The organism is Sphingobacterium sp. UT-1RO-CII-1 (assembly GCF_026711005.1).
Classification (GTDB): Bacteria; Bacteroidota; Bacteroidia; order Sphingobacteriales; family Sphingobacteriaceae; genus Sphingobacterium.
This window is the reverse complement of sequence record NZ_JAPPVJ010000004.1, coordinates 460,186-483,353: the sequence shown is the minus strand read 5'-3', so window position 1 is coordinate 483,353 and position 23,168 is coordinate 460,186. Positions and strand designations below refer to the sequence as shown.

17 protein-coding genes are annotated in these 23,168 nt (G+C 39.9%); 8 read left to right on the top strand and 9 right to left on the bottom strand.

What is annotated here, in order from left to right; all coding sequences use genetic code 11:
- Positions 1–1,365 precede the first annotated feature (1,365 nt).
- On the top strand, positions 1,366–2,541 hold the full coding sequence (gene trpB, locus ORI89_RS11765; RefSeq protein ID WP_268230680.1) for a tryptophan synthase subunit beta: 1,176 nt from the start codon (positions 1,366–1,368) through the stop codon (positions 2,539–2,541).
- Between the two features lie 60 nt (positions 2,542–2,601).
- Here trpB and ORI89_RS11760 read toward each other — a convergent pair whose 3' ends face one another.
- Complete coding sequence (locus ORI89_RS11760; RefSeq protein ID WP_268230679.1) at positions 2,602–2,838, bottom strand: helix-turn-helix domain-containing protein; 237 nt, start codon at positions 2,836–2,838, stop codon at positions 2,602–2,604.
- A gap of 85 nt (positions 2,839–2,923) precedes the next feature.
- On the opposite strand from ORI89_RS11760, the gene dinB reads away from it, so the two are divergent.
- The 4 genes from dinB (at position 2,924) to ORI89_RS11740 (ending at position 8,491) form a co-directional block, all read left to right on the top strand.
- Positions 2,924–4,081, top strand: a complete 1,158-nt coding sequence (gene dinB / locus ORI89_RS11755) for a DNA polymerase IV (protein WP_268230678.1) — start codon at positions 2,924–2,926, stop codon at positions 4,079–4,081.
- Between the two features lie 2 nt (positions 4,082–4,083).
- Positions 4,084–7,143, top strand: coding sequence for a DNA polymerase III subunit alpha (locus ORI89_RS11750; RefSeq protein ID WP_268230677.1), 3,060 nt, complete (start codon positions 4,084–4,086; stop codon positions 7,141–7,143).
- Positions 7,144–7,226: 83 nt separating this feature from the next.
- Positions 7,227–8,258, top strand: coding sequence for a CNNM domain-containing protein (locus ORI89_RS11745; RefSeq protein ID WP_268230676.1), 1,032 nt, complete (start codon positions 7,227–7,229; stop codon positions 8,256–8,258).
- A 107-nt stretch (positions 8,259–8,365) separates the two neighbouring features.
- Positions 8,366–8,491, top strand: a complete 126-nt coding sequence (locus tag ORI89_RS11740; RefSeq protein WP_268230675.1) for a hypothetical protein — start codon at positions 8,366–8,368, stop codon at positions 8,489–8,491.
- Between the two features lie 63 nt (positions 8,492–8,554).
- Here ORI89_RS11740 and ccoS read toward each other — a convergent pair whose 3' ends face one another.
- From ccoS to ettA, 7 genes are all read right to left on the bottom strand, one after another.
- Positions 8,555–8,764: a cbb3-type cytochrome oxidase assembly protein CcoS gene (gene ccoS, locus ORI89_RS11735; protein ID WP_268230674.1), complete on the bottom strand. Its 210-nt coding sequence runs from the start codon at positions 8,762–8,764 to the stop codon at positions 8,555–8,557.
- An 18-nt stretch (positions 8,765–8,782) separates the two neighbouring features.
- Positions 8,783–11,173: a heavy metal translocating P-type ATPase gene (locus ORI89_RS11730; protein WP_268230673.1), complete on the bottom strand. Its 2,391-nt coding sequence runs from the start codon at positions 11,171–11,173 to the stop codon at positions 8,783–8,785.
- 9 nt (positions 11,174–11,182) lie between these two features.
- Positions 11,183–12,541, bottom strand: a complete 1,359-nt coding sequence (gene hemN / locus ORI89_RS11725; protein WP_268230672.1) for an oxygen-independent coproporphyrinogen III oxidase — start codon at positions 12,539–12,541, stop codon at positions 11,183–11,185.
- Complete coding sequence (locus ORI89_RS11720; protein ID WP_268230671.1) at positions 12,534–12,968, bottom strand: lactate dehydrogenase; 435 nt, start codon at positions 12,966–12,968, stop codon at positions 12,534–12,536. Before ORI89_RS11720 ends, hemN begins: the two co-directional genes overlap by 8 nt.
- Before the next feature lie 240 nt (positions 12,969–13,208).
- Positions 13,209–14,267 (bottom strand): response regulator, encoded by a 1,059-nt coding sequence (locus ORI89_RS11715; RefSeq protein WP_268230670.1) that lies wholly within the window; start codon positions 14,265–14,267, stop codon positions 13,209–13,211.
- A gap of 10 nt (positions 14,268–14,277) precedes the next feature.
- Positions 14,278–15,465 (bottom strand): PAS domain-containing sensor histidine kinase, encoded by a 1,188-nt coding sequence (locus ORI89_RS11710; protein ID WP_268230669.1) that lies wholly within the window; start codon positions 15,463–15,465, stop codon positions 14,278–14,280.
- Between the two features lie 2 nt (positions 15,466–15,467).
- On the bottom strand, positions 15,468–17,150 hold the full coding sequence (ettA, locus tag ORI89_RS11705; protein WP_268230668.1) for an energy-dependent translational throttle protein EttA: 1,683 nt from the start codon (positions 17,148–17,150) through the stop codon (positions 15,468–15,470).
- Positions 17,151–17,337: 187 nt separating this feature from the next.
- Between ettA and ORI89_RS11700 the strand changes: the two genes are divergently transcribed.
- Both ORI89_RS11700 and ORI89_RS11695 read left to right on the top strand, forming a co-directional pair.
- The gene (locus ORI89_RS11700; RefSeq protein WP_268230667.1) at positions 17,338–19,893 is read left to right on the top strand and encodes an ATP-dependent Clp protease ATP-binding subunit; all 2,556 of its coding nucleotides are present in this window, start codon (positions 17,338–17,340) and stop codon (positions 19,891–19,893) included.
- Between the two features lie 158 nt (positions 19,894–20,051).
- Positions 20,052–20,456, top strand: coding sequence for a hypothetical protein (locus ORI89_RS11695; protein WP_268230666.1), 405 nt, complete (start codon positions 20,052–20,054; stop codon positions 20,454–20,456).
- 88 nt (positions 20,457–20,544) lie between these two features.
- On the opposite strand, the gene ORI89_RS11690 is transcribed toward ORI89_RS11695, so the two are convergent.
- Entirely contained in the window at positions 20,545–21,723 is a 1,179-nt protein-coding gene (locus ORI89_RS11690) for a thiolase family protein (RefSeq protein WP_268230665.1), read from the bottom strand.
- Between the two features lie 272 nt (positions 21,724–21,995).
- On the opposite strand from ORI89_RS11690, the gene ORI89_RS11685 reads away from it, so the two are divergent.
- A complete protein-coding gene (locus ORI89_RS11685; RefSeq protein WP_268230664.1) occupies positions 21,996–23,168 on the top strand; it encodes an acyl-CoA dehydrogenase family protein in 1,173 nt (390 codons plus the stop codon).

Genomic DNA, 23,168 nt, shown 5'->3' with positions numbered 1-23,168 from the left:
GCCGCTAGCGTTCATCCTGAGCCAGGATCAAACTCTCCATTGTAAAAATGAATTGTTGACACCTAACTATTTATAAAATAATTAGAATCGTCTGTTATTTCTGATCTATTGACTAGGTTGTTTTTATTATAACTTTCGTTAATTACAACTACTCGTTACGCTACATGATCATTTCCTTAAAGAACTTTAATCGCCGCCGTGTCGCACTTTGGCTATATGTTTCGAGATCCGAAGATCTGTACTTGTCTGTTTTGTTTTCCTGATCCCCTTGCGGGATCAACACCCTACGTTTCCGAAGGGACTGCAAAGGTAAGAACCTTTTTGATATCTGCAAAATAAATGTGAAATTTATTTTTAAAGCTTTCCGAAAGGTTAAAAGTAAGCGCTAAGACTAAGCCTTAATCGCATCCTGAACACCGTTAAACGCTGCTCCCTTCCTGCTTTTTATCATCTTTTCAAACCGTCCCTCCCTTGCGGAGTGGTGCAAAGATAGAGAAATTAACACATCACTTCCAAAACAAATATTGATTTAATAAAAACAATGCCCGCAAAACGCTGGTCCTGTGAACAATAATTTAATTAAATAATAACAACCGGACAGTAATAACGAACAAAGCGCCACAAAAAGGGATCACTTTGTCACGTTCAGCGACTTCTTTGTACGATCGAGTGATCACCTGTTAACAAAAAGCAATCACATTTACACAATAAGTGATCACAATGAGCCAACAAGTGATCACTTTCTAGCAAGAAGGGATCACTTTACAGGAAAATGTGTTCACTTTGCACTAAATTGCGACCACTTCAGCACGCATAGTGATCACCTTTACACAACAAGTGAACACAATGAGCCAACAAGTGATCACTTTGTAGCAAAAAGGGATCACTTTGTTAGAAAAGGTGATCACTTCTTAACATAAAGCAATCACTAGTTCGAAACTACTGATCACATGGAGCCGCAAAGGGATCACTTCGAGCTAAATAGTGATCACTAAAACCAAAATACCGATCACTACTCAATAAAAACCAATCACTAAAACACAAATAGGGATCACTAAAAGCGAAAAAGGGAACACTGAAAGTGAAAAACAGATCACTAAAAGCAACGTTTTCCAACAAAAAGCAGATAAAAAAAGGGGGCAAAGCCAAAATAATTTATTAAAACCTCAAAAATAATTCAGCGGTATTCATTTAAATAACCCCATATCCCCTATCACACCTAGATAACTGTACACAATAAAAAACACAGCTTCTAAAAGCCCATTCCGATAATAAAAAGAAAAGCATCGCTTATCTTCCTTCTATTTCGCATAAAAAGGATATATTTATTTTTTTATTACATATTTTATAATAACCCTCAACAAAATGATAGAAGTAAGACCTAACCCGAGCATGTTGACTCACCAAGGCACGTATGGCGAATATGGTGGAGCCTATATACCGCCTGTTTTAGAAAAACAACTACAGCAGTTAGCTGATTTCTTTGACAATGAAGTACAAAAAGATGAATTTAAGAAAGAGTTTATTCAACTTTTAAAAAACTATGTAGGTCGCCCTTCTTCCTTATTTTACGCTAAAAACCTAAGTGAGTATGTCGGTTCCAAAATCTATCTAAAGCGAGAAGACTTAAACCACACAGGTTCTCATAAAATAAACAACTGTATCGGGCAAATTTTACTGGCAAAAAAAATGGGAGCCAAAGAAATTATTGCCGAAACAGGAGCCGGACAACATGGTGTAGCCACTGCTACCGCAGCAGCTCTATTAAACATACCTTGTAAAGTATTTATGGGCGCCATAGACGTGGAACGTCAGGCACTAAACGTACGCCGCATGCGCCTATTAGGTGCCGAGGTAATCGCTACAGAGCTAGGAAGTAAAACATTAAAAGATGCAGTAGATGCAGCTTTAGGTTATTATATAGAAAATCCAAGCTCTTTTTACCTGCTAGGTTCACACGTAGGGCCACATCCTTACCCTAAAATGGTTGGCTACTTTCAGTCAGTTATCGGTGAAGAAGCTAGACAGCAGATTTTAGATTTTGAAAATCGCTTACCCGACAGCATATTTGCTTCTATCGGAGGTGGCTCTAATGCCATCGGTTTATTCTCCGCTTTTCTAGACGATAAAAGTGTAGAAATACACGGCGCAGAAGGTGGTGGGCAAGGAACTTACCCACATACAGCAGCCACCCTATCTTTTGGTAAGCCTGCTATTTTTCAGGGCACACGCTCCTATTGCTTAGTTGATGACAATGGCGATCCCATTCCTTCACAATCTATAGCCGCAGGGTTAGATTACCCTGGCATCTCGCCACAACACGCTCATTTAAAAGATACAAACAGAGCAAACTATCACCCTATCACCGACCAAGAAGCCATTGAAGCTTATAAATTACTATCGCGCCTAGAAGGTATTACTACAGCAATAGAAAGTGCACACGCTGTAGCATTAGCCGTTAAATTATTAAAAAACAAAAATTCTTTAGCTATTATCAACATCTCCGGAAGAGGAGATAAAGATGTAGAACGTGAGATGTAAATAGACCTTCACGACATACTTATAAAAAAGGGCTGTATCATAAAAAGAAACAGCTTTTTTTTATAAGTCGGGTTCGTGTGATCTACTTTTTAAACATAGATCCTGCGTAATCAGGTCATCTATACTAATAGCATAATAGCGGGCTAACCGTATTAAAATATCAACTGGTGGCTCAGCCAGCCTATATTCATACTTCGAATACCGTGCTCTTGTAATTCCCAATGCATCAGCTAAGCTTTTTTGCGACATTTTCTTACCTGCCCGCAAATACTTCATATTTTCAGCTAAATACAACATTGTTCTAAAATTGAACAACAAATATACTAAAATAATTAGCATTTAATATAGTTTTGCATATATAATACTATATCAACTACAGCATATGGAACGTACAATAGTACACATGGACTTAGACACTTTTTTTGTTTCCTGTGAAAGACTGCACAATAGCAGCCTAGAAAAAATACCTGTCATAATAGGAGGCGGTGATCGCGGCGTGGTTGCCTCTTGTTCCTACGAAGCCCGGTTTTACGGCGTACGTTCGGCTATGCCGATTAAAATGGCTTTAAAATTATGCCCTGAAGCCAAAGTTATCAAAGGAGATATGGAGCTATACAGCAAACTATCTCATACAGTTACAGAAATTATTGAAGAAAAAGCTCCTTTGGTTGAGAAAGCAAGTATTGACGAGCATTACTTAGACATAACAGGGATGGATAAGTTTTTCGGTGCTTATCGCTGGACAGAAGAATTAATGAACTCAGTAACACAGCATACAGGACTACCCGTTAGCTTTGCGCTATCTATTAATAAAACAGTCGCAAAAATTGGTACCGGAGAAGCTAAACCTTTCGGGAAAAAAGAAATTCAACAAGAACAGGTTAAATCATTTCTATCCCCTCTTTCTATAAAAAAAATACCCATGGTCGGCGATACGACTTTCCGACTCTTATCACGTATAGGCATACGTACCATACATACATTGGCCGACATGCCTGTACATATACTGCAGCAGATTTTAGGCAAAAATGGCCTGGACTTATGGAAAAAAGCAAACGGCATAGATTATACAGCTGTAGAGCCCTATACCGAACGAAAATCAATATCAAACGAACACACTTTCGATCAAGACACCACAAACACCGCTATGCTTAAAAACTTAATTGCGGCTATGGTAGAAAAATTGGCCTACCAACTGCGTTCAGAACAATGGCTAACCTCTGTAGTCGTTCTCAAACTGCGTTATGCTAACTTCGACACAGAGACTAAACAATGTCAAATAACCTATACTTCTGCCGACCACATACTCAAACAGGCTGTACTGGACTTATTTCATAAACTTTATACACGCCGCATGCGGATCCGCTTAATCGGCATACGGCTAACAGGACTCGTACGAGGAAATTTACAAATCAGCCTTTTTGAAAATACAGAAGAGTTAATTGCGCTTTACCAAGCCATGGATCATATTAAAAACAAATTCGGCGACAACAAAATCAGTCGGGGCTTCGGGTTTGAATCAATTACCAAAAAGCAATAAACATGTATATCAATTGTCACTCTCACCATAGCCTACGCTTTGGAACCATTTCTATAGACAATTTAATCCTAGAGGCTAAAAAAAACAACCTGAAGGCTTTAGCTTTAACCGATATACATACCGTAACTGGCATCTATGATTTTGTCAAAAAGTGCTGGGAAAAAGATATTAAACCGTTAGTAGGCATGGAGTTCCGCAAAGACAACCGTCTTCTATATATTGCCTTAGTAAAAAAGCAAAGTGGAATAGGCGAAATATGTCAATTCCTAACACAGCATAACTTCAATGCGACTCCCTTACCTCATCAAACCCCTATATTTAAAGAGGTATTCACCATATACCCCCTAAGCAACATCCCTGAGCAACTAAAAAAAGACGAATATATCGGTATCCGCCCTGATCAACTCACACTACTTATTAAAAAGGAACTACAGGATCTTATTCCTAAAATGGTTATTCTACAACCGGTTACTATCCGCAATAAACAAGAGCACAACCTACATCGCATTCTTCGTGCTATTGATAATAATGCATTACTATCTACCTTAACCGATACTGATTTTTGCGCTCCTACAGATAGCATGCAGCCGCTAGATCAGCTTATTTCTACATACGCTGCATATCCTGTCATTATAGAGAATACGCAGTATATCATTGATGAATGTAATTTTGAATTTGACTTTAAAGCAAAGAAAAACAAGAAACATTATACCAAAAATCAAGCTGATGACATCAAACTACTTCGCAGCTTAGCATATGACGGTCTTCTTAAACGCTATGGAGAACAGCATACAGAAGCAACAAAAAGGCTTGAACATGAACTAAATATCATTCACCAATTAAATTTCAGTGCCTATTTTTTAATTACATGGGACATTATACGCTATAGCAACAACATGGGGTTTATGCATATTGGGCGAGGAAGCGGAGCGAACAGTATTATCGCTTACTGTTTGGGTATTACCGACATCTGTCCTTTGGAGCTCGACCTATATTTTGAACGCTTCTTAAACCTCGACCGCAATGCTCCGCCCGACTTTGATATCGATTGGAGCTGGCAAGAAAGAGATATTATTTTACAATATATTTTTGATCGCTACGGCCGGGATCATGTTGCTTTCTGTGGCACAAATGTATATTTCAAACATCGTTCTATTTTTAGAGAAATAGGCAAAGTATTTGGTCTCCCAAAAGAAGAGCTCGACCAGCTCAGTGCAAACCCTACAGATAGTCACGACAATAATAAGATCACAAAAGCCATTCATCGCTATGCGCACATGTTATCCGGCTTTCCAAATCAACGCAGCATGCATGCCTGCGGACTTTTTATTTCTGAAGAACCCCTCACCCATTACTCTGCTTTAGAGATTCCGCCAAAAGGATTTCCTATTGTTCAGTTTGACATGTATGTAGCGGAAAGCATAGGCTTAGAAAAATATGATATTCTATCCCAACGTGGTATAGGACATATCAATGATGCTGTGCGGCTTATAAAAAAAAATAAAGGTATTGATATTGACATACGAAACACCAGTATATCTAAAAATGAGGAACAGTGTAATCTACACCTTAGTACCGGCAATACGATCGGCTGTTTTTATATAGAAAGCCCGGCCATGCGGGGTTTACTGCGTCGATTAAAGTGTGATAATTATAAAACTTTAGTCGCTGCTTCCTCTATTATCAGGCCAGGCGTTGCACAATCTGGAATGATGAGAGAGTACATATTCCGCCACAACAACCCTGATCAGTTTGATTACTTTCATGCTATTTTTGAAGAGCATTTGGGCGAAACTTATGGCATAATGGTCTATCAGGAAGATGTTATCAAAATCGCTCTTCATTTCGGTGGGCTTTCTCCTGCTGATGGCGATATTCTAAGACGTGCTATGAGCGGTAAAAAACATTCTTCCCTCAACTTAGAGCAGGTAAAAACCAACTTCTTCAATTCGGCAGCCCGCAAAGGCCACCCAAAAGAATTAAGTCAGGAAGTATATAGACAAATCGAGTCCTTTGCAGGTTTTTCATTCTGCAAAGCCCACTCTGCTTCTTACGCAACGGAAAGCTACCAAAGCCTGTACTTAAAAGTATATTACCCTTTAGAGTTTATTGTTGCCGTTATCAATAATATGGGCGGTTTTTATCGCACAGAAGTCTATGTACATGAAGCAAAAATGTCCGGCGGAAACATCCACCCTCCCTGCGTAAACAACAGTGACTATGAAACAACACTTTACGGCAAAGACATTTACCTCGGGTTTATGCACTTACAACATATAGAGAAAAAACTTGCAGATCTTATCCCTGCCGAACGACAGCGTAACGGCCTGTACAAATCAATCGAAGATTTTATCCGCCGTATCCCAATAGGCATAGAAAGTATACAAACGCTAATTCTCGTCGGTGCATTTAACTTTACAGAAAAAACAAAAAACGAATTATTAGTTGCTGCCCGGCTTTTACTCAGCAATTTCAGACCCGAATACCGCAGCCTTTTATTACTCGATGAGCCTACTAAAGAATATGAACTACCCAAACTTGAACGCTCCCTTTATGAGGATGCTTTTGACGAAATTGAATTTTTAGGCTTTCCTATTTCTCACAGCTTTTTCGACTTACTGCAAACAAAATATCGAGGCGACGTCTTCGTGGCAGACCTACTGAGCAAACACAAACAACAAGTGAAGATGTTGGCTTATCTGATTGCACGAAAACACGTACCCACCAAGCTCGGAACCATGTACTTTGGCACTTGGATAGATGCTAAAGGCGATTATTTTGACACAGCACATTTCCCCGATTCTTTACAAAACTACCCTTTCCAAGGTGGAGGATGTTATCTTTTACTCGGAACAGTAGAAGTGGATTTTCATTTCCCAACAATTACTATCCACAAAATGGCAAAAATGCCTTTTATACCCGATCCGCGTTACACTCACCATAAGGAAAAACAATACGACGTTCAAAACAAACTTAAAGAAGATCTGAGTATGACCTACCGACAGCCATACCCACAAGCGCACGAAATTAACCTACCTAGGCAAAAAATGATTAAGCGATAAAAATATTTACTAAAAAATGACGTTCTACCTCAGTTATCACATTCTTCTATCAATTATATTTGCTGTTGGACTTCATATCACTAATGACACTACTCCTCGTTTATTTAGGCATTGCACTAACAATGTCTTTCCTTTGCTCCTTAATCGAAGCAACCTTATTAAGTATCACCGCGTCACATGTTAGTATTGTTAGCAAAACACAACCCCGTTTGGGCAAGGACTTGCAAAAGTTTAAAAACAATATCGACAAACCTTTAGCAGCTATATTAACTCTCAATACCTTTGCCCATACCATAGGCGCTGCCGGAGTTGGGGCACAGGCGCAATTACTATGGGGAGATAAATCATTAACAATTGTATCCATTGTCTTAACTATTCTCATATTAATATTAACAGAGATTATCCCAAAAACACTAGGTGCCAATTATTGGAAGCAGCTTACGCCATTTACCGTAAAAGTGGTAAAAATCATGATAATACTGCTTTACCCTATCGTACTATTTTCTCAACTCATTACCAAAATACTCAATAAGAACAAAGAAGCCAATGTTTTAAGTAGAGAAGATTTCTCTGTTATGGCTGAAATTGGCAATAAAGATGGCGCTCTAAAGGAAGAAGAATATACGATCATTAATAATATATTACGCTTCAACCTCCTAAAAGTTAGTTCAGTAATGACTCCACGTACAGTTATTATAGCTGCTTCACAAGACCAAACCATTCGCGAGTTTTATGATGACACTGATAACCTACGTTTCTCACGTATCCCTCTTTACGCCGACTCCATGGATGATATTAGAGGATATGTACTAAAAGACGAAATCTTACAAAATATAATCGAAGGCAACGGCGATAAAAGTCTATCTTCTATTGCTCGCAAATTTATTGTAAAACCTGAAACAGCCAGCACATCAAAAGTGTTCGAAAAACTAATCCTACAAAAAGAACATATTGCTTTAATAGTGGACGAATATGGTGGCACGAGTGGTATCGTTACTATGGAAGACTTAATTGAAACTGTACTCGGACTTGAAATAACCGATGAGTCTGACGACATAGAAGACTTACAAAAATGGGCTCGTGAAAAATGGAAGAACAGCCATACTTCCACCTAATTATAACTATCAAAACTATGTAAACCTCTCTATATCATCATCTCCGTTTTGATTATTGGAATGTTTTTTGTATATTATCTATTATAATATTAAAGAAAGGTTTATGTATGATTAAAAAAGAAAAGAAGAAAACATCCCTACTAAAGAAAAACCCTTATATGTTCTACATGACCAATTGGGGTTTTATTCAGCCCATGCCTGAAGAGAAAGGCAAACGTGCCATCAAAGATTAGTAAATAATTAACAGACGAAAAAAGAGGTGCTTTATTAAAATAAAGCATTTTGTGTTTTATAGCTTATTTGCACTCCGCATTTCCATCATCTCCAGCTTCAACCTTCCCATCTATATCTCTCACAACTTCTTCCTTCTCATTATCGAATAATATTCTAATAGCCGGCGTATAGGTATCATTATGCTGTCCTGTTTTATTTGCCCACAGAAAAGCACATAGAAATCCTAATGCTAACAATATACTACAGCCAATTAGAAAAAATATAATACTCATGATTACAGTTTTTTAAAATTACAACAATTTCCTTCTTTTAGCAAACGAACGTGTTGTTAAACTCGTAAATGAAATAATCGTAACAGTACTTATAGGCATCAATATAGCAGCCACTAAGGGCGACATTGTGCCTTGCACCGCAAAACTTATCCCAATGACGTTATACATTAAAGATATTGCAAAGCTCATATGTATAACTTTAACAGCATCTTTAGCAAAGTTGAAAAACTTTGGCAACTTATAAAAGGAATCTCCATCCAATATAGCATCACATCCTGGCGAAAAATTATTGATATCATCTGAAACTGCTATACCCAAATCAGCTTTACGCAAAGCGCCTGCGTCATTCAACCCATCGCCCAGCATACATACCTGCCTACCCTTCCCTTGCCAATATCCTATTTTGTCCAACTTATCCACCGGCGTTTGATTGAATAACAACTCAGCCTTATCTGGAAAAATCAAACGTAACGCGTCTTCTCTACGCTCATTGTCCCCAGATATAAGATGTAATTCGTGGCTTTTATCCAATGAGCCCACCACTTGCACAAGGCCTTCCCTCCACGCTTGCTCTAGCGTAAAAAAGCCTTTCACTTCTTCGTCTATGGATACATACACAACTGTTCCGTTCTTTTCATCTGCCTTCACCCCCACAAAACTCGGAGAGCCTATTTTTAAAGTCTTTCCATCCAACTCGGCACGCATTCCCTTCCCTACAATTTCCTCATAAGTACTTAGGTTATCAAACTTTGTAGTCCCTACCCACTTCACAATTTCTCTACTTAAAGGATGGCTCGAATTGCGGCAAACAGATGCAACCATTTTACGCTCTTCAGTGCTCAAATGCCCTTCAAAAAACATGGATGACGATTTTGGCGAAGATATTGTTCCGGTCTTATCAAAAACCACACAATCTATTGCTGCCATCTCTTCTATTGCAGCTGTATTTTTAATATAAAATTTATTCTTATCAAAAATACTTAGAGCAGCGGATAGCGTAAATGGCGAACTCAAAGCTAACGCACAGGGACAGGCAATAATCAAGACTGCCGTAAAAGCCCCCCAGGCTTTAGAGCTATCGCCCCCTACCAACCAAAAGATACAGGCGATAACAGCAATACTCACCAGACCTATGGTAAAGTATTTACTAATAAACCCGATAAAAGTATCGAACTGTTTCTCATAACTTTTGAAACTTTCATTGTTCCATAATTGCGTGAGGTAACTTTGTGAAACAGCTTTAACAACCTCAAGCTCGATTGCTTCACCAACCTGTCTTCCCCCTGCATAAATAACTTCACCCAATGTTTTATCAACGGCCTTCGATTCGCCCGTAACAAAACTAAAGTCAACCGAAGCTGTTCCCTTTAACAAGATGGCATCCGCAGGAATTATTTCATTGTTACGCACCAATATACGATCTCCTACTTTAAGATCCGCAATCTGTATTGGCTTATCCTCACCATCTTTTATCAGCGTCACGGCTACCGGAAAATAGGATCGATAGTCCCGTTCGAAAGAAATATGATAATACGTACGCTCCTGTACCCACTTACCAATAAGTATAAAAAACACCAAACTACAGAGCGTATCGGCAAAGCCTGCTCCCGAATGTGTCAATACTTCAACAGCCGTACGTATATAAATAACTAAAATCCCCAAGGCCAAAGGCACATCTAGATTTAACTGCTTTTGTTTTAAACTGGCCCAAGCCGATTTAAAATAATCAGACGCACTATACAGCAGAACGGGCGTAGCAAACAATAAATTCAAGTAACCGAATAAATTTGAATATTGCTTCTCAAAAGCATCCATTCCGAAATACTCAGGGAAACTCAACATCATCGAATTCCCGAAAAAGAAACCCGCTACCGCAATCTTCGTAACCAACCGATTCTGGTTTTTATGCTTGGTTTCCTTTACAACATCCTGCAAAGTTATTTTCGGCTCATAACCGATCTTTACCAATAAAGAAACCAGTTCACGAAGCGAAGCTTCAGTATGTTTAAAAGTAACAGTAGCCTGCCTTTTCATAAAATCAACACGGGATGTTACAACAGCTGGTTCTAATTTGTACAAATGCTCCAACAGCCAAATACAGGAACTACAGTGAATTACCGGAATATAAAATGTAATTATCGAAATATTTTCATCTTTAAAGTCGACCAACTTTGCCATAATATTAGGCTCATCCAAATAAGATAAGTCTGCATGGTCTCCCTTCTGAGATTTCCCTGGGTGAGTATTATACCGATAATAACTTCCCATATTATTATCGTTCAGCACTTGATAAACCGTTTGACAACCTAAACAACAAAAATCGTGGTTATCTAAAAGGTAAGGTGTATCAACTACCGGATCACCGCAATGGTAACATATAGTTTTAGCTTTCTGTTCTACTGGTGTCATTCTACAACATTAAATAGCTTGGCTAAAAAGCTGTTTATCCGACTTTGAATCTTGTAACCGCTGATCAAAAGTCATACAAATATTTCTTAAAAAAGACTTTCCTAAGTCTGTTACCCAAATTCTTCCGCCCTGTACTTTTACCAACCCATCAGCTATTAAAGGCTGCAGGCGTTCTATAATTTCTTGATTCAAATAAAAATCCTTCTGCAATATAAGATTTCCCCGGCACATCATATCCAAAATATAGCCACGTATCACCAAATCATCTGCTGTCAAGAAGTGCCCTTTTACTACGGGCAGTTTATCTTCATCCAACATTTTATAATATTCCTCCACCGTCTTTACATTTTGTGCAAAAGCTGTCCATGCATCGCTGATCGAAGATACTCCTAGACCGATCATGACCGGAACATAGCGGTCAGCATAGCCCATAAAATTACGGTGAAGCTTACCCTCAGCGGCTGCCACACACAAAGCATCGTCTTCTTTTGCAAAATGATCCATACCTACATCCTGATAACCGGCATCTTCGATCATCTGCTTACCCAACTTATAGAGTGCTAATTTCTCTTGACCCACGGGGAGATCTTTCTCCGTGAAACTACGCTGTCCCCGTTTTATCCATGGTACATGCGCATAACTATAAAATGAAATACGATCTGGCGACAAGCGCAAAGCTTGCAGAATAGTATCTTCTACCGAAGCTTGGGTTTGTAACGGTAATCCGTAAATCAGGTCGAAGTTTATAGAAGTATATCCTATAGCGCGGGCATCACGCATCACCCGTTGCACATCTTCTACACTTTGCTTTCTGTTGATTACCCGCTGCACCTCATCATCAAAATCCTGTATCCCTAAGCTCAACCGTTTAAAACCTAAATCATAGAGCGTTTGCAGATGTGCGATACTCGTATTTCCGGGATGCGCTTCAAACGAAAATGTAGCATCATCCCTTACAACCGCATTTTCCAACAAACCCGTTACTAGGCGCTTCAAATTGGTAGCTTCAAAAAAAGTAGGTGTTCCTCCTCCAAAATGAATTTCACTAATAACCAACTCTTCTCCTAAAGTTGCTTTATACATCCCCCACTCTTTCAGCACATGTTCTATATAAGGATCTTCTACCGCATGGTTCTTTGTTATCCGTGTATTACATCCACAATACGTACATAAACTTTCGCAGAACGGTAAATGTACATATATACTGATCCCATCTTTTTCCGAACGTTTATAGGCTATTTTTAATCGCTCCATCCAACCTGTTGCTGTAAAACTTTCATTTTCCCAAAATGGAACTGTCGGATAACTTGTATAACGTGGAGCAGCTACATTGTATTTAGCAATTAACTCTTCAGGCACCTTAATCATCTTTTTCCTTTCTATTTACAACAACATTACAGTCTTTTTTGCAACAGCAGGCCGCCCCGACACAGCGTCCACTTCCCCATAAATTAAGGTGTCGGATAGTTTGCTCTGCAATACCTTTCGGACTCCGATCCGGAAAAGGCGTGTTTGCGATCTGCATTCCTAAAAACTGTGCGTGATACAGATCGATATGATCTGTGGTCAACGATCGTGTCACGATCTTTTGAACCCCTGCCTTTCTCAAATGATCCAAAATAGCACGGTCCAGCACATCATCCGATGATACGACGACCGCCTCTTTTCCTATTGAATAATGAATCGTCCCCAATGATAAAGGATTAGAAATCAAGGTCAAGTCATGTTCTTTAGCATTTGCTAAAGCCAACAACTCTCTTTCGTTTTCCTTTATATTGTAAACAACTGCTTTCATTAGATTTTTTTGATTCATACTTTACCAGAAACAAAAATAAGTTCTTAGCAGCAACCTCAGGATGAACTGCATCAAGCAAATAAATGATATTGGTCACAATCCATCTTCCAACATATGGACTACCGTTGGGCATCCTACAAAGTGCGAGGCACAACCAGACTCCATAAAAAAAGCCTTCTGCCGGTATTATTTACTTCACCCGGCAGAAGGCTTCCCTTCCTTAGCACATATTAAAACAGGCTAATATTTAATTGCTTTCAGCTTTTTTATAGAACCGATGGAAATCGCACTACCTTTTTTCGTTATCAACTCTTCATCCTTAAAATCTGCCAGCATACGGCTAATTGTTTCATTTGCAGTACCTGCTAATGCCGCTAAATCATCCCTTGATATACGTATAGTCACAGTATCCTGTGTGTTATCATCTAATGATTTTTCCGCAACATTCACTAAAGCATTTGCGACACGCTTGCGCACCGTGTCATAAGCAAAGGCTAGCATTTGTTCTTCTTTCTCATGAATATTCCCAGAAAGCATTTTGATAAATTTATCCGCTATACTACGTTTATTATAAAACAGTTCAAAAAACTTATCCTTAGGGATAAGGGCTATTTCACAGTCTTCAAGTGCAGCGGCATTGTCTGTATATTTTCTATTCAGCATCACCGACTCGAAGCCAAAAAAACTATCATCTATGTAAATATCTGTAGATAATTCACGTCCATCCTGATATAATAAAAAGCTTCTCACCATTCCCTTCACGATATAATAAATAAAATGAGGGGTATCTCCTTCTTCATAGATAAGATGTTTCTTTTTAAACAGTTTTCTTCTTGTATTCTCTACCAGCTCATGCAATAACTGATCGGGTTCGTGCTCTCCCAAGCCTGATAATGTCACAGTAGGTGAATTACTAACAAATCTCTCCCGTTTTTTCAGGCGGGTCTCAATAGCGTTCAAAAGTTCTAAGTCATCAAAAGGCTTCGTCAGATAATCATCTGCCCCCATCTCCATGGCTTTACGCAAATCTGCACGCTCGGATTTCGCTGTAAGAAAAACAAAAGGAATATCTGCTGTAGCCGGATTTTTCGCCAAAATATACAACACTCCATACCCATCGAGCTCAGGCATCATAATATCGCAGAGAATCAAATCCGGTCGTTGATTTAAAGCTATATCTACTCCTTCTTTCCCGTTCTCAGCAGTCAACACTTCATAGTTTCCTGCCAACGACAAGATCTCGGCTGTCCCCTCCCGGATATCAAAATTATCCTCAATAATCAATATAGTTTTTCTCATAATAGCTTTATTACTGCTGAAAAGTCATCTTAAACATCGTCCCTTCATTCAGGGCTGAAAAATACTCCATTTTCCCTCCCATTAATTGCACATAGCGGCGCACAATATTCAATCCCAAACCGGTTCCTGGAATATTTCCCGTATTATGCGCTCTAAAGAACGGCTCAAACAGGCTCTTTTGATCTTCCTGCGGTATCCCGATGCCATTATCTTTCACACATACAATACATAAGTTATCATTTATTTCTGTTGAAAACTCAATAAATGTATCTTCCCCTGAATATTTAATAGCATTAGATATTAAATTGATGACGCTGCTTTTGGTCAAATGGCTATCCAGATAAAAAACGCCCACATCTCCCGTATGCTGATAAACGATATGTTGATTTTTCTTACATATCATTTGCATTTCTTCCGTAATCTCTTCGGCTAGCTGCACCAGATTAACATCCTTCTTGTTCACCGTCACACCACCTGCCTCTAACTGCTCTAAGGACAAAAAATCATTCAGTATATTGTTCAATAACTGCACTGCATTCCGGATCCGCCCCGTATGTTTTAAAACATTTTCATAATCAGGCTTTTCTAAGTACCGTTCTATCAAAGATGCCGATAACTGCACCGAACTAAGTGGTGTTCTAAATTCGTGCGATGCCATCGATACGAAGCGTGATTTAAGCTGATTCAATTCCTTTTCTTTTTCCAACGAGAAACTGACATCTGACTTCGCACGCTCCAACTCCAGCACAAGCTTTATTAAACTCTTAGTACGCTCGCTTACTTCCTCCTCCAACTCTACGGCATGTCTTCTTAGCTTATCTTCGACTTCCCGCTCTTTTGTCAAATCATGTATAAAGCCTGTAAATATTTTTCTTTCGCCATACACAACCTCGCTCACGGCAAGTCTAAAAGGGAAAGTAGTACCGTCTTTCTTCCGCCCGCGCACCTCTCGTCCAATCCCTATAATCTTTTTAACACCAGTCGTTTTATAGTTATGAATATAAGAGTCGTGCCTACTATGATCCGGTTCCGGCATCAATATAGATATATTGTTACCGATAACCTCTTCAGGAGCATAACCAAACAAAGCCGAGGCTGCCGGGTTTATAGACTCTACAATACCCATGCTATCGATGGTAATAATACCATCGATAGCATTTTGAATAATCGCCTCTAAGAGCTTCGTTGATTCAACCATACTTATTTTACTAAGCGCTTATATTTTATCCGTTTCGGCCCTATATCGCCTAATCTTTTCTTCCTATTCTCTTCGTACTCCGTGTAGTTTCCATCAAAGAAATACACTTGCGAATCGCCTTCGAAAGCTAATATATGTGTACATATACGATCTAAAAACCACCTATCGTGTGAAATAACCACTGCACAGCCACCAAAGTTTTCTAAACCTTCTTCCAAAGCACGCAAAGTATTCACGTCAATATCGTTGGTCGGCTCATCCAGCAACAATACGTTGGACGATTTTTTCAGCGTAATAGCTAAATGCACCCTATTCCGTTCCCCTCCCGACAATACGCCTACTTTTTTCTGCTGATCTGCACCGTTAAAGTTAAACTTAGAAACATACGCCCTAGAGTTTACCATTTTAGTACCCAACAAAATATTTTCGTTTCCTTCGGTAATATTTTCCCAAACAGTTTTTTCAGGGTCTAAATCATCGTGATTTTGGTCAACATAACCTAATACAACTGTTTCTCCCACTCTGAATGTTCCAGTATCGGGTTGTTCCTGTCCGGTTATCAACCTAAACAATGTTGTTTTACCCGCACCGTTAGGACCAATAATGCCTACAATTCCGGCAGGCGGTAAAGAGAAGCTTAAATTTTCAAATAAGATACGATCGCCGTACGCTTTCGAAATATTATCAGCTTCAATCACCACATTTCCTAAACGTGGCCCCGGCGGAATAAACAGTTCTAATCTATCTTCTCTATCTTTTGTTTCTTCCGAAGCTAACTTCTCATAGTTGTGTAAACGTGCTTTTGATTTCGCATGTCTGGCCTTTGGCGCCATACGTACCCATTCCAACTCACGCTCTAATGTTTTTTGCCTTTTCGTTTCCTGTTTCTCTTCCTGAGCCAATCGCTTAGCCTTCTGATCCAACCACGAAGAGTAATTACCCTTCCAAGGAATACCTTCACCTCTATCCAGCTCCAATATCCATCCCGCAACATTATCCAAGAAATAACGGTCGTGCGTCACAGCGATAACTGTTCCTTTATAATGCTGTAAGTGTTGTTCCAACCAATCAATAGATTCTGCATCCAAGTGGTTGGTCGGTTCATCCAACAATAAAACATCGGGTTCTTGCAACAATAAACGACAAAGTGCCACCCTTCTGCGCTCACCTCCTGACAAATTGTCTATCTTCGCATCTGGCTCCGGACAACGTAATGCATCCATTGCACGCTCCAATTTACTATCTAGCTCCCAAGCGTTTGTTGCATCAATAATATCCTGCAACTCCCCTTGTCTAGCCAACAGCTTATCCATCTCGTCTGCATTTTCATACACTTCTGGTAGCCCAAAGCGCTCATTAATCTCCTCGTACTCTTGTAAGATAGCCTTTGTTTCAGCAACTCCCTCCTCTACAATCTCAATAACGGTCTTGTCCAAATCCAGCTCTGGCTCTTGCGCCAAATAGCCTACCGAATAGCCTGCAGTGAATGCTACTTCACCCTGGTAGGACTTATCCAAGCCTGCTATAATTTTCAATAGGGATGATTTCCCAGAACCGTTTAAACCGATAACGCCAATTTTAGCGCCATAAAAAAATGAAAGGTAGATATTTTTTAGTACCTGCTTCTGAGGTGGGTAAATCTTGCTTACACCGGCCATCGAAAAAATGATCTTCTCGTCTGACATAGTTTATAATAGAATAATATGTTTTTCCGCAAATATAATGAATTTTCATTGCCCACTACTGACATTTTGATAGATTTCGGACTATGGCTTAATTGTTGATAAATTCATAGAGCAGAAAGTATGGGATTTATAATAAATTATATACATTTATATATCCTATCACATATATATAAGGAAAGGTAAACAAATGGAAGCAAAATTTTCACCACGTGTAAAAGATGTCATCTCCTATAGCCGAGAAGAAGCGCTAAGACTTCGTCATGATTACATCGGCACAGAGCACCTTTTGCTCGGGTTGATTCGTGAAGGCGATGGGGTTGCGATAAAAATATTGAAAAACATGGGGATAGACATCGCTGCTATCCGCCAGTCTATTGAAGAAGCGGTTAAAGGTTCTTCAATTTCCCGTGTTCCTATTGGCAATATGCCTTTAACAAAACAGGCAGAGAAAGTTTTAAAAATAACATACCTCGAAGCCAAGATATTCAAAAGTGATGTCATTGGTACCGAACATTTACTGTTGGCCATATTACGGGACGAAGAGAACATAGCTTCTCAGCTGCTGCAACAGTTTAATGTTAGTTATGATATCTTTAAAAGAGAAATCGAGCAGAATAAAGCAGATTATACAAATGAAGCGTCGAGTTCTTCTACCGGAGACGATGACTATCCAGATGATGATCAACAGTTTACTGCACCGAAAAAAGTATCTGATATCAAGTCTAAAACTCCTGTATTAGATAATTTCGGTAGAGATTTAACAAAAGCTGCTGAAGAAGAGCGTTTAGACCCTATTGTGGGGCGTGAAAAAGAAATTGAACGTGTTTCGCAGATTTTGTCACGACGCAAAAAGAACAACCCTATTCTTATCGGTGAGCCCGGAGTAGGTAAATCAGCTATAGCGGAAGGTCTAGCTTTACGTATTGTACAGCGCAAAGTTTCACGTGTACTATTCAATAAACGTGTCGTTACTTTAGACCTAGCCTCGCTTGTAGCAGGTACAAAATACCGCGGACAGTTTGAAGAGCGTATGAAAGCCGTCATGAACGAGCTGGAGAAATCTCCTGACGTCATTCTATTCATCGATGAGATTCATACAATTGTCGGCGCCGGTGGAGCATCCGGATCGTTAGATGCATCCAACATGTTCAAGCCTGCTTTAGCAAGAGGAGAAATACAATGTATCGGCGCTACCACCTTAGATGAGTATCGCCAATACATTGAAAAAGATGGTGCTTTAGACCGTCGTTTCCAAAAAGTAGTCATCGAGCCTGCATCACATGATGAAACTATCGAGATTCTTAACCGCATCAAAGATAAATACGAAGAACACCATAATGTTACGTATACAGATGACGCTATAGAAGCCTGTGTATCATTGACCACACGCTACATTACTGACCGTTTCCTTCCGGATAAGGCTATCGACGCCCTGGATGAAGCTGGTTCACGCGTGCACCTCAATAATATTCATGTGCCACAATCGATTATCGACATCGAAGCGCAGATAGAAGAGGTGAAGGTAGAGAAGAACAAAGTTGTACGCAGCCAAAAATATGAAGAAGCTGCGAAACTGCGTGATACGGAAAAGAAACTACTTGAGCAGCTCGAGAAAGAAAAAGCAATCTGGGAAGAAGATGCTAAATCTCGCCGCTATACCGTGTCTGAAGATAATGTAGCCGAGGTTGTTTCCATGATGACAGGCATCCCTGTACAGCGCGTAAACCAATCGGATAGCCAAAAGCTCCTCAATATGGGCGAGTCTGTAAAGGGACGTATCATCGGCCAAGACGATGCCGTAGGCAAACTTGTAAAAGCAATTCAGCGTACACGTGCCGGGTTGAAAGACCCGAAAAAACCTATAGGTTCTTTTGTATTCCTAGGCCCGACAGGTGTTGGTAAAACAGAGCTTGCTAAAGAGCTTGCACGCTTCATGTTCGATTCGGAAGAAGCATTGATACAAATCGACATGAGCGAGTATATGGAGAAATTTGCGATTTCTCGTTTAGTAGGAGCGCCTCCGGGCTATGTAGGCTACGAAGAAGGTGGACAACTGACCGAAAAAGTACGTCGCAAACCTTATGCTGTCGTCTTGCTTGATGAAATCGAGAAAGCACACCCCGATGTATTTAACTTACTACTTCAAGTGCTAGATGAAGGGCAGTTGACCGATAGTTTGGGTAGAAAAGTAGATTTCCGAAACACCATCATCATCATGACTTCCAATATTGGCGCACGCCAGTTAAAAGAATTTGGTCAAGGTGTGGGATTCTCTACAACAGCAAAAATAAACCAAGCCGAGACACATTCGCGCGGTGTTATTGAAACTGCCTTAAAACGTACTTTTGCTCCCGAGTTTTTAAACCGTATCGACGATGTCATCGTTTTCAACTCGTTGACAAAAGAAGATATCTTTAAAATTATCGATATAGAACTCAAATCCCTATTTACAAGAATAGACGGATTGGGTTACCAGATTACCTTATCTGATGAAGCTAAAGATTTCATCGCTGAAAAAGGCTTTGACAGTAACTTTGGTGCACGACCTTTAAAACGTGCTATTCAAAAGTACCTGGAAGACCCTATCGCCGAAGAAATTCTAAAAGGAGAAGTCAAAACAGGTGCGCATCTGACCATCAGTTTCGATCAGGAGAAAAAAGAAATATTCGTTCAGGCCGAAAACCCGGATGATTCTATCGAATCTGATATCCCTGCAGAACCGGATGACAAGCATAAAAGCTAAAATTTCACTAGCTTAGTAAAAGCCACAAAAACAGTATTTTTTACATCAAACTGTTTTTGTGGCTTTTTATTTGCTAGGATTATTAAACCACTGTCGGTTTTTAGAGTCTATTTTACATAAACCAGACAGTTTACATAGCATTATTAAAGAAAATAAATATGAAAAAGATTTTACTAGGCCTATTTTTAGCCAGCGCAACGTTAGTAACAACAACGAGCTGCACCAAAGAGTACATCACCAATCAAAACTTTTTACCAGGAGTTTCATATGTTAAAGAAATTAGATCTAATGACTGGGTTAAAGAAGCAGAAGGACTATACTCGATAGATTTACGTATTTCTGACCTCGATGCAGAGTATTTTGAATATGGAAATGTTCAGGTTGCGTTAGAATTTGCTAGCAATCCGAACACTTATGATATTATTCCGGCCACTATCAAAAATGTACATTACTCAGTAAATTATACAATCGGTTCGGTCATGATTTTTGCGGAGGATAGAAATCCTAATCCTAAACGCCCTGAAAAAATGGTCGCAAAAGTTACTTTAACAGACGCCGACTAATTTTTAATACATTGTTCTGTAAGGTCGCACTCATACAATCTTGCAGAACAATGTTATTTCCATCAATAATCAGTATACAGGCTACAGCTTAAACTCTCTTTATAATCATAGCCGACGCTCCTCCCCCTCCATTACAGATAGCTGCCAAACCATAAGTTCCTTTTTCCTGTTCCAGCACCGAGCTTAGCGTTACCAAAATTCGAGCTCCCGAGCAACCCAACGGATGCCCCAAAGATACCGCACCTCCATAAACATTTATTTTCGACAAAGGCAATTCCAATAATTTAGCATTTGCTAAAGCCACTACCGCAAAAGCTTCATTAAACTCAATATAGTCCATATCGGCTATACGAAGCCCCGCCTTCTTCAGCACTTTCTCTGTCGCTAGAGCCGGTGTCGTTGTAAACCACTCAGGGCTCTGTTCTGCATCTGCATAAGCTATCACTTCAGCTATCGCTGTCAGGCCCAACTGCTTCAATTTTTCTTCACTAACAAGCAAAAGCATAGCAGCACCATCACTTATTGTCGATGCGTTAGCAGCCGTTATAGTTCCCTCCTTTTTAAAAGCCGGTCTTAACGTAGGAATACGGTCAAAACTCACCTGCGAAAATTCCTCATCCTGCGACACAACTTGCTCTCCTTTGCGTGTCGAAATAGTTACAGGGTAAACTTCTTGTGCAAATTTACCACCTTCCCAAGCTTCCCGGCTTCGCTTATACGACTCCATAGCATACACATCCTGCTCTTCCCTAGTTATCCCATACTTTTCCGCACACAACTCGCCGCACACGCCCATAGCCTCATTGCTGTATACATCCGTCAGGCCGTCATGCTGCAGGCCATCTACCAAAGACCGATTACCGAATTTTGCTCCCCAACGGGCATCCGGGGCATAATAAGGCGTCTGACTCATGCTTTCCATCCCTCCTGCCAGCACCACCTCTGCATCTCCCAACAAAATAGCTTGTACAGCAAGCGATACCGCCTTCATGCCACTAGCACATACTTTATTCACTGTTGTGGCTGTAACGCTATCCGGCAGGCCTGCCAGTTTGGAAACTTGACGAGCGGGTGCCTGCCCTACATTTGCCTGTAACACACAGCCCATAAAAAGCTCATCGATTTCCTCTGCAGAAATACCCGACTGCTTCATTACTCCTCGAACCGCATGCGCCCCTAATTCCGGAGCGGACAGAGTAGCCAAAGCCCCCCCGAAACTACCTATCGCTGTACGCTGAGCAGCGGCAATAAAAACTCTCTTAGACATTTTGTTCAGTTTATAATTTAAAACCTCAACCCCGTCAAGCATAGCGCAAGCAAATACATCATTGCTCCTTATACAACAGCCCTACTTGACCAAGAATCATAATTAAGCCTAAAGTTACTAGATTTATCCCATATTAACAGCTAATAAGCCTATTTTTCAAAACATTATTCGAAATAAGACCTATAGTGGCAAATTTTATTTAAATTAGCGAAAGCCGAAACCACTATATTCGGTCAACAGTAATTTATAAACCACTATAAAACTATAATGATATGCAGGCAACAAAACTGACAGCTGAGCATCAAATATTCCGAGAAACTCTACGTTCTTTTATTCAAAAAGAAATAATTCCCCATATTGATACCTGGGAAAAAGAAGGAGAGATAGACCGATCTATATGGAAAAAAATGGGCGACATGGGGTTCATGGGTCTTAATTATCCGGAACAATACGGCGGTATGAATCTCGACTTTTATTATTCCCTCATATTCTGTGAAGAACTGTCCCAATGTTTTTCTGGCGGCTTTACAATATCGGCGCTGGTTATACAATATATGTCTGCGCCCTATCTTCTTAAATATGCATCAGAAGAGCTCAAACAAAACTACTTAACAAAAGTTATCTCTGGCGACTTAGTCAGCGCCGTTGCTATTACCGAACCCGGCGCAGGTTCAGATGTACAGCAAATAAAAACCACAGCCGTAAAACAAGGGGACTACTATATTGTCAATGGTTCAAAAACCTTTATCACCAATGGTTATTATGGCGATTTTTTTATTACCGCTGTTAAAACCGATCCGACAAAAAAAAGCAAAGGCATCAGTCTTTTACTTATTGACCGTCATGCCGAAGGTGTCACGGCTTCAAAACTCAACAAGATAGGCTGGCGAGCCTCTGATACAGCAGAAATAGGCTTCAACCAAGTCAAGGTTCCTGCCACACACCTGATAGGTGAAGAAAACGAAGGTTTTAAATACCTCATGGCAGGCCTACAGTTAGAACGACTTACAGCTGCCATACATAGCTTAGCAACCGCTGAGTCAGCCATTGCATACACAATGGAATACATGAAGCAGCGTGAAGCTTTCGGGAAAAAGCTACAAGAATTTCAAGCATTACGCCACCGGGTAGCACAGATGCTTGCCAATATCGCCACTGTCAAAGCATTTGTATACCATTGCTGCGACTTACAAGCTCAAGAAGAATACGCCGTACAGGAGTGCTCTATCGCCAAATTACAGGCAAGCGAACTCGCCTGTGAAGTCGTCAATCAATGCATGCAACTATTTGGTGGTTATGGTTTTACCGAAGATTACAAAATAGCCACACTCTACCGGGATGTACGTGTAGGCACCATCATCGGCGGGACTTCCGAAATCATGCTGGAAATCATCGCCAAGATAGCTATTGACAACATTCAATATCAACCAAAAGAAAATATATAA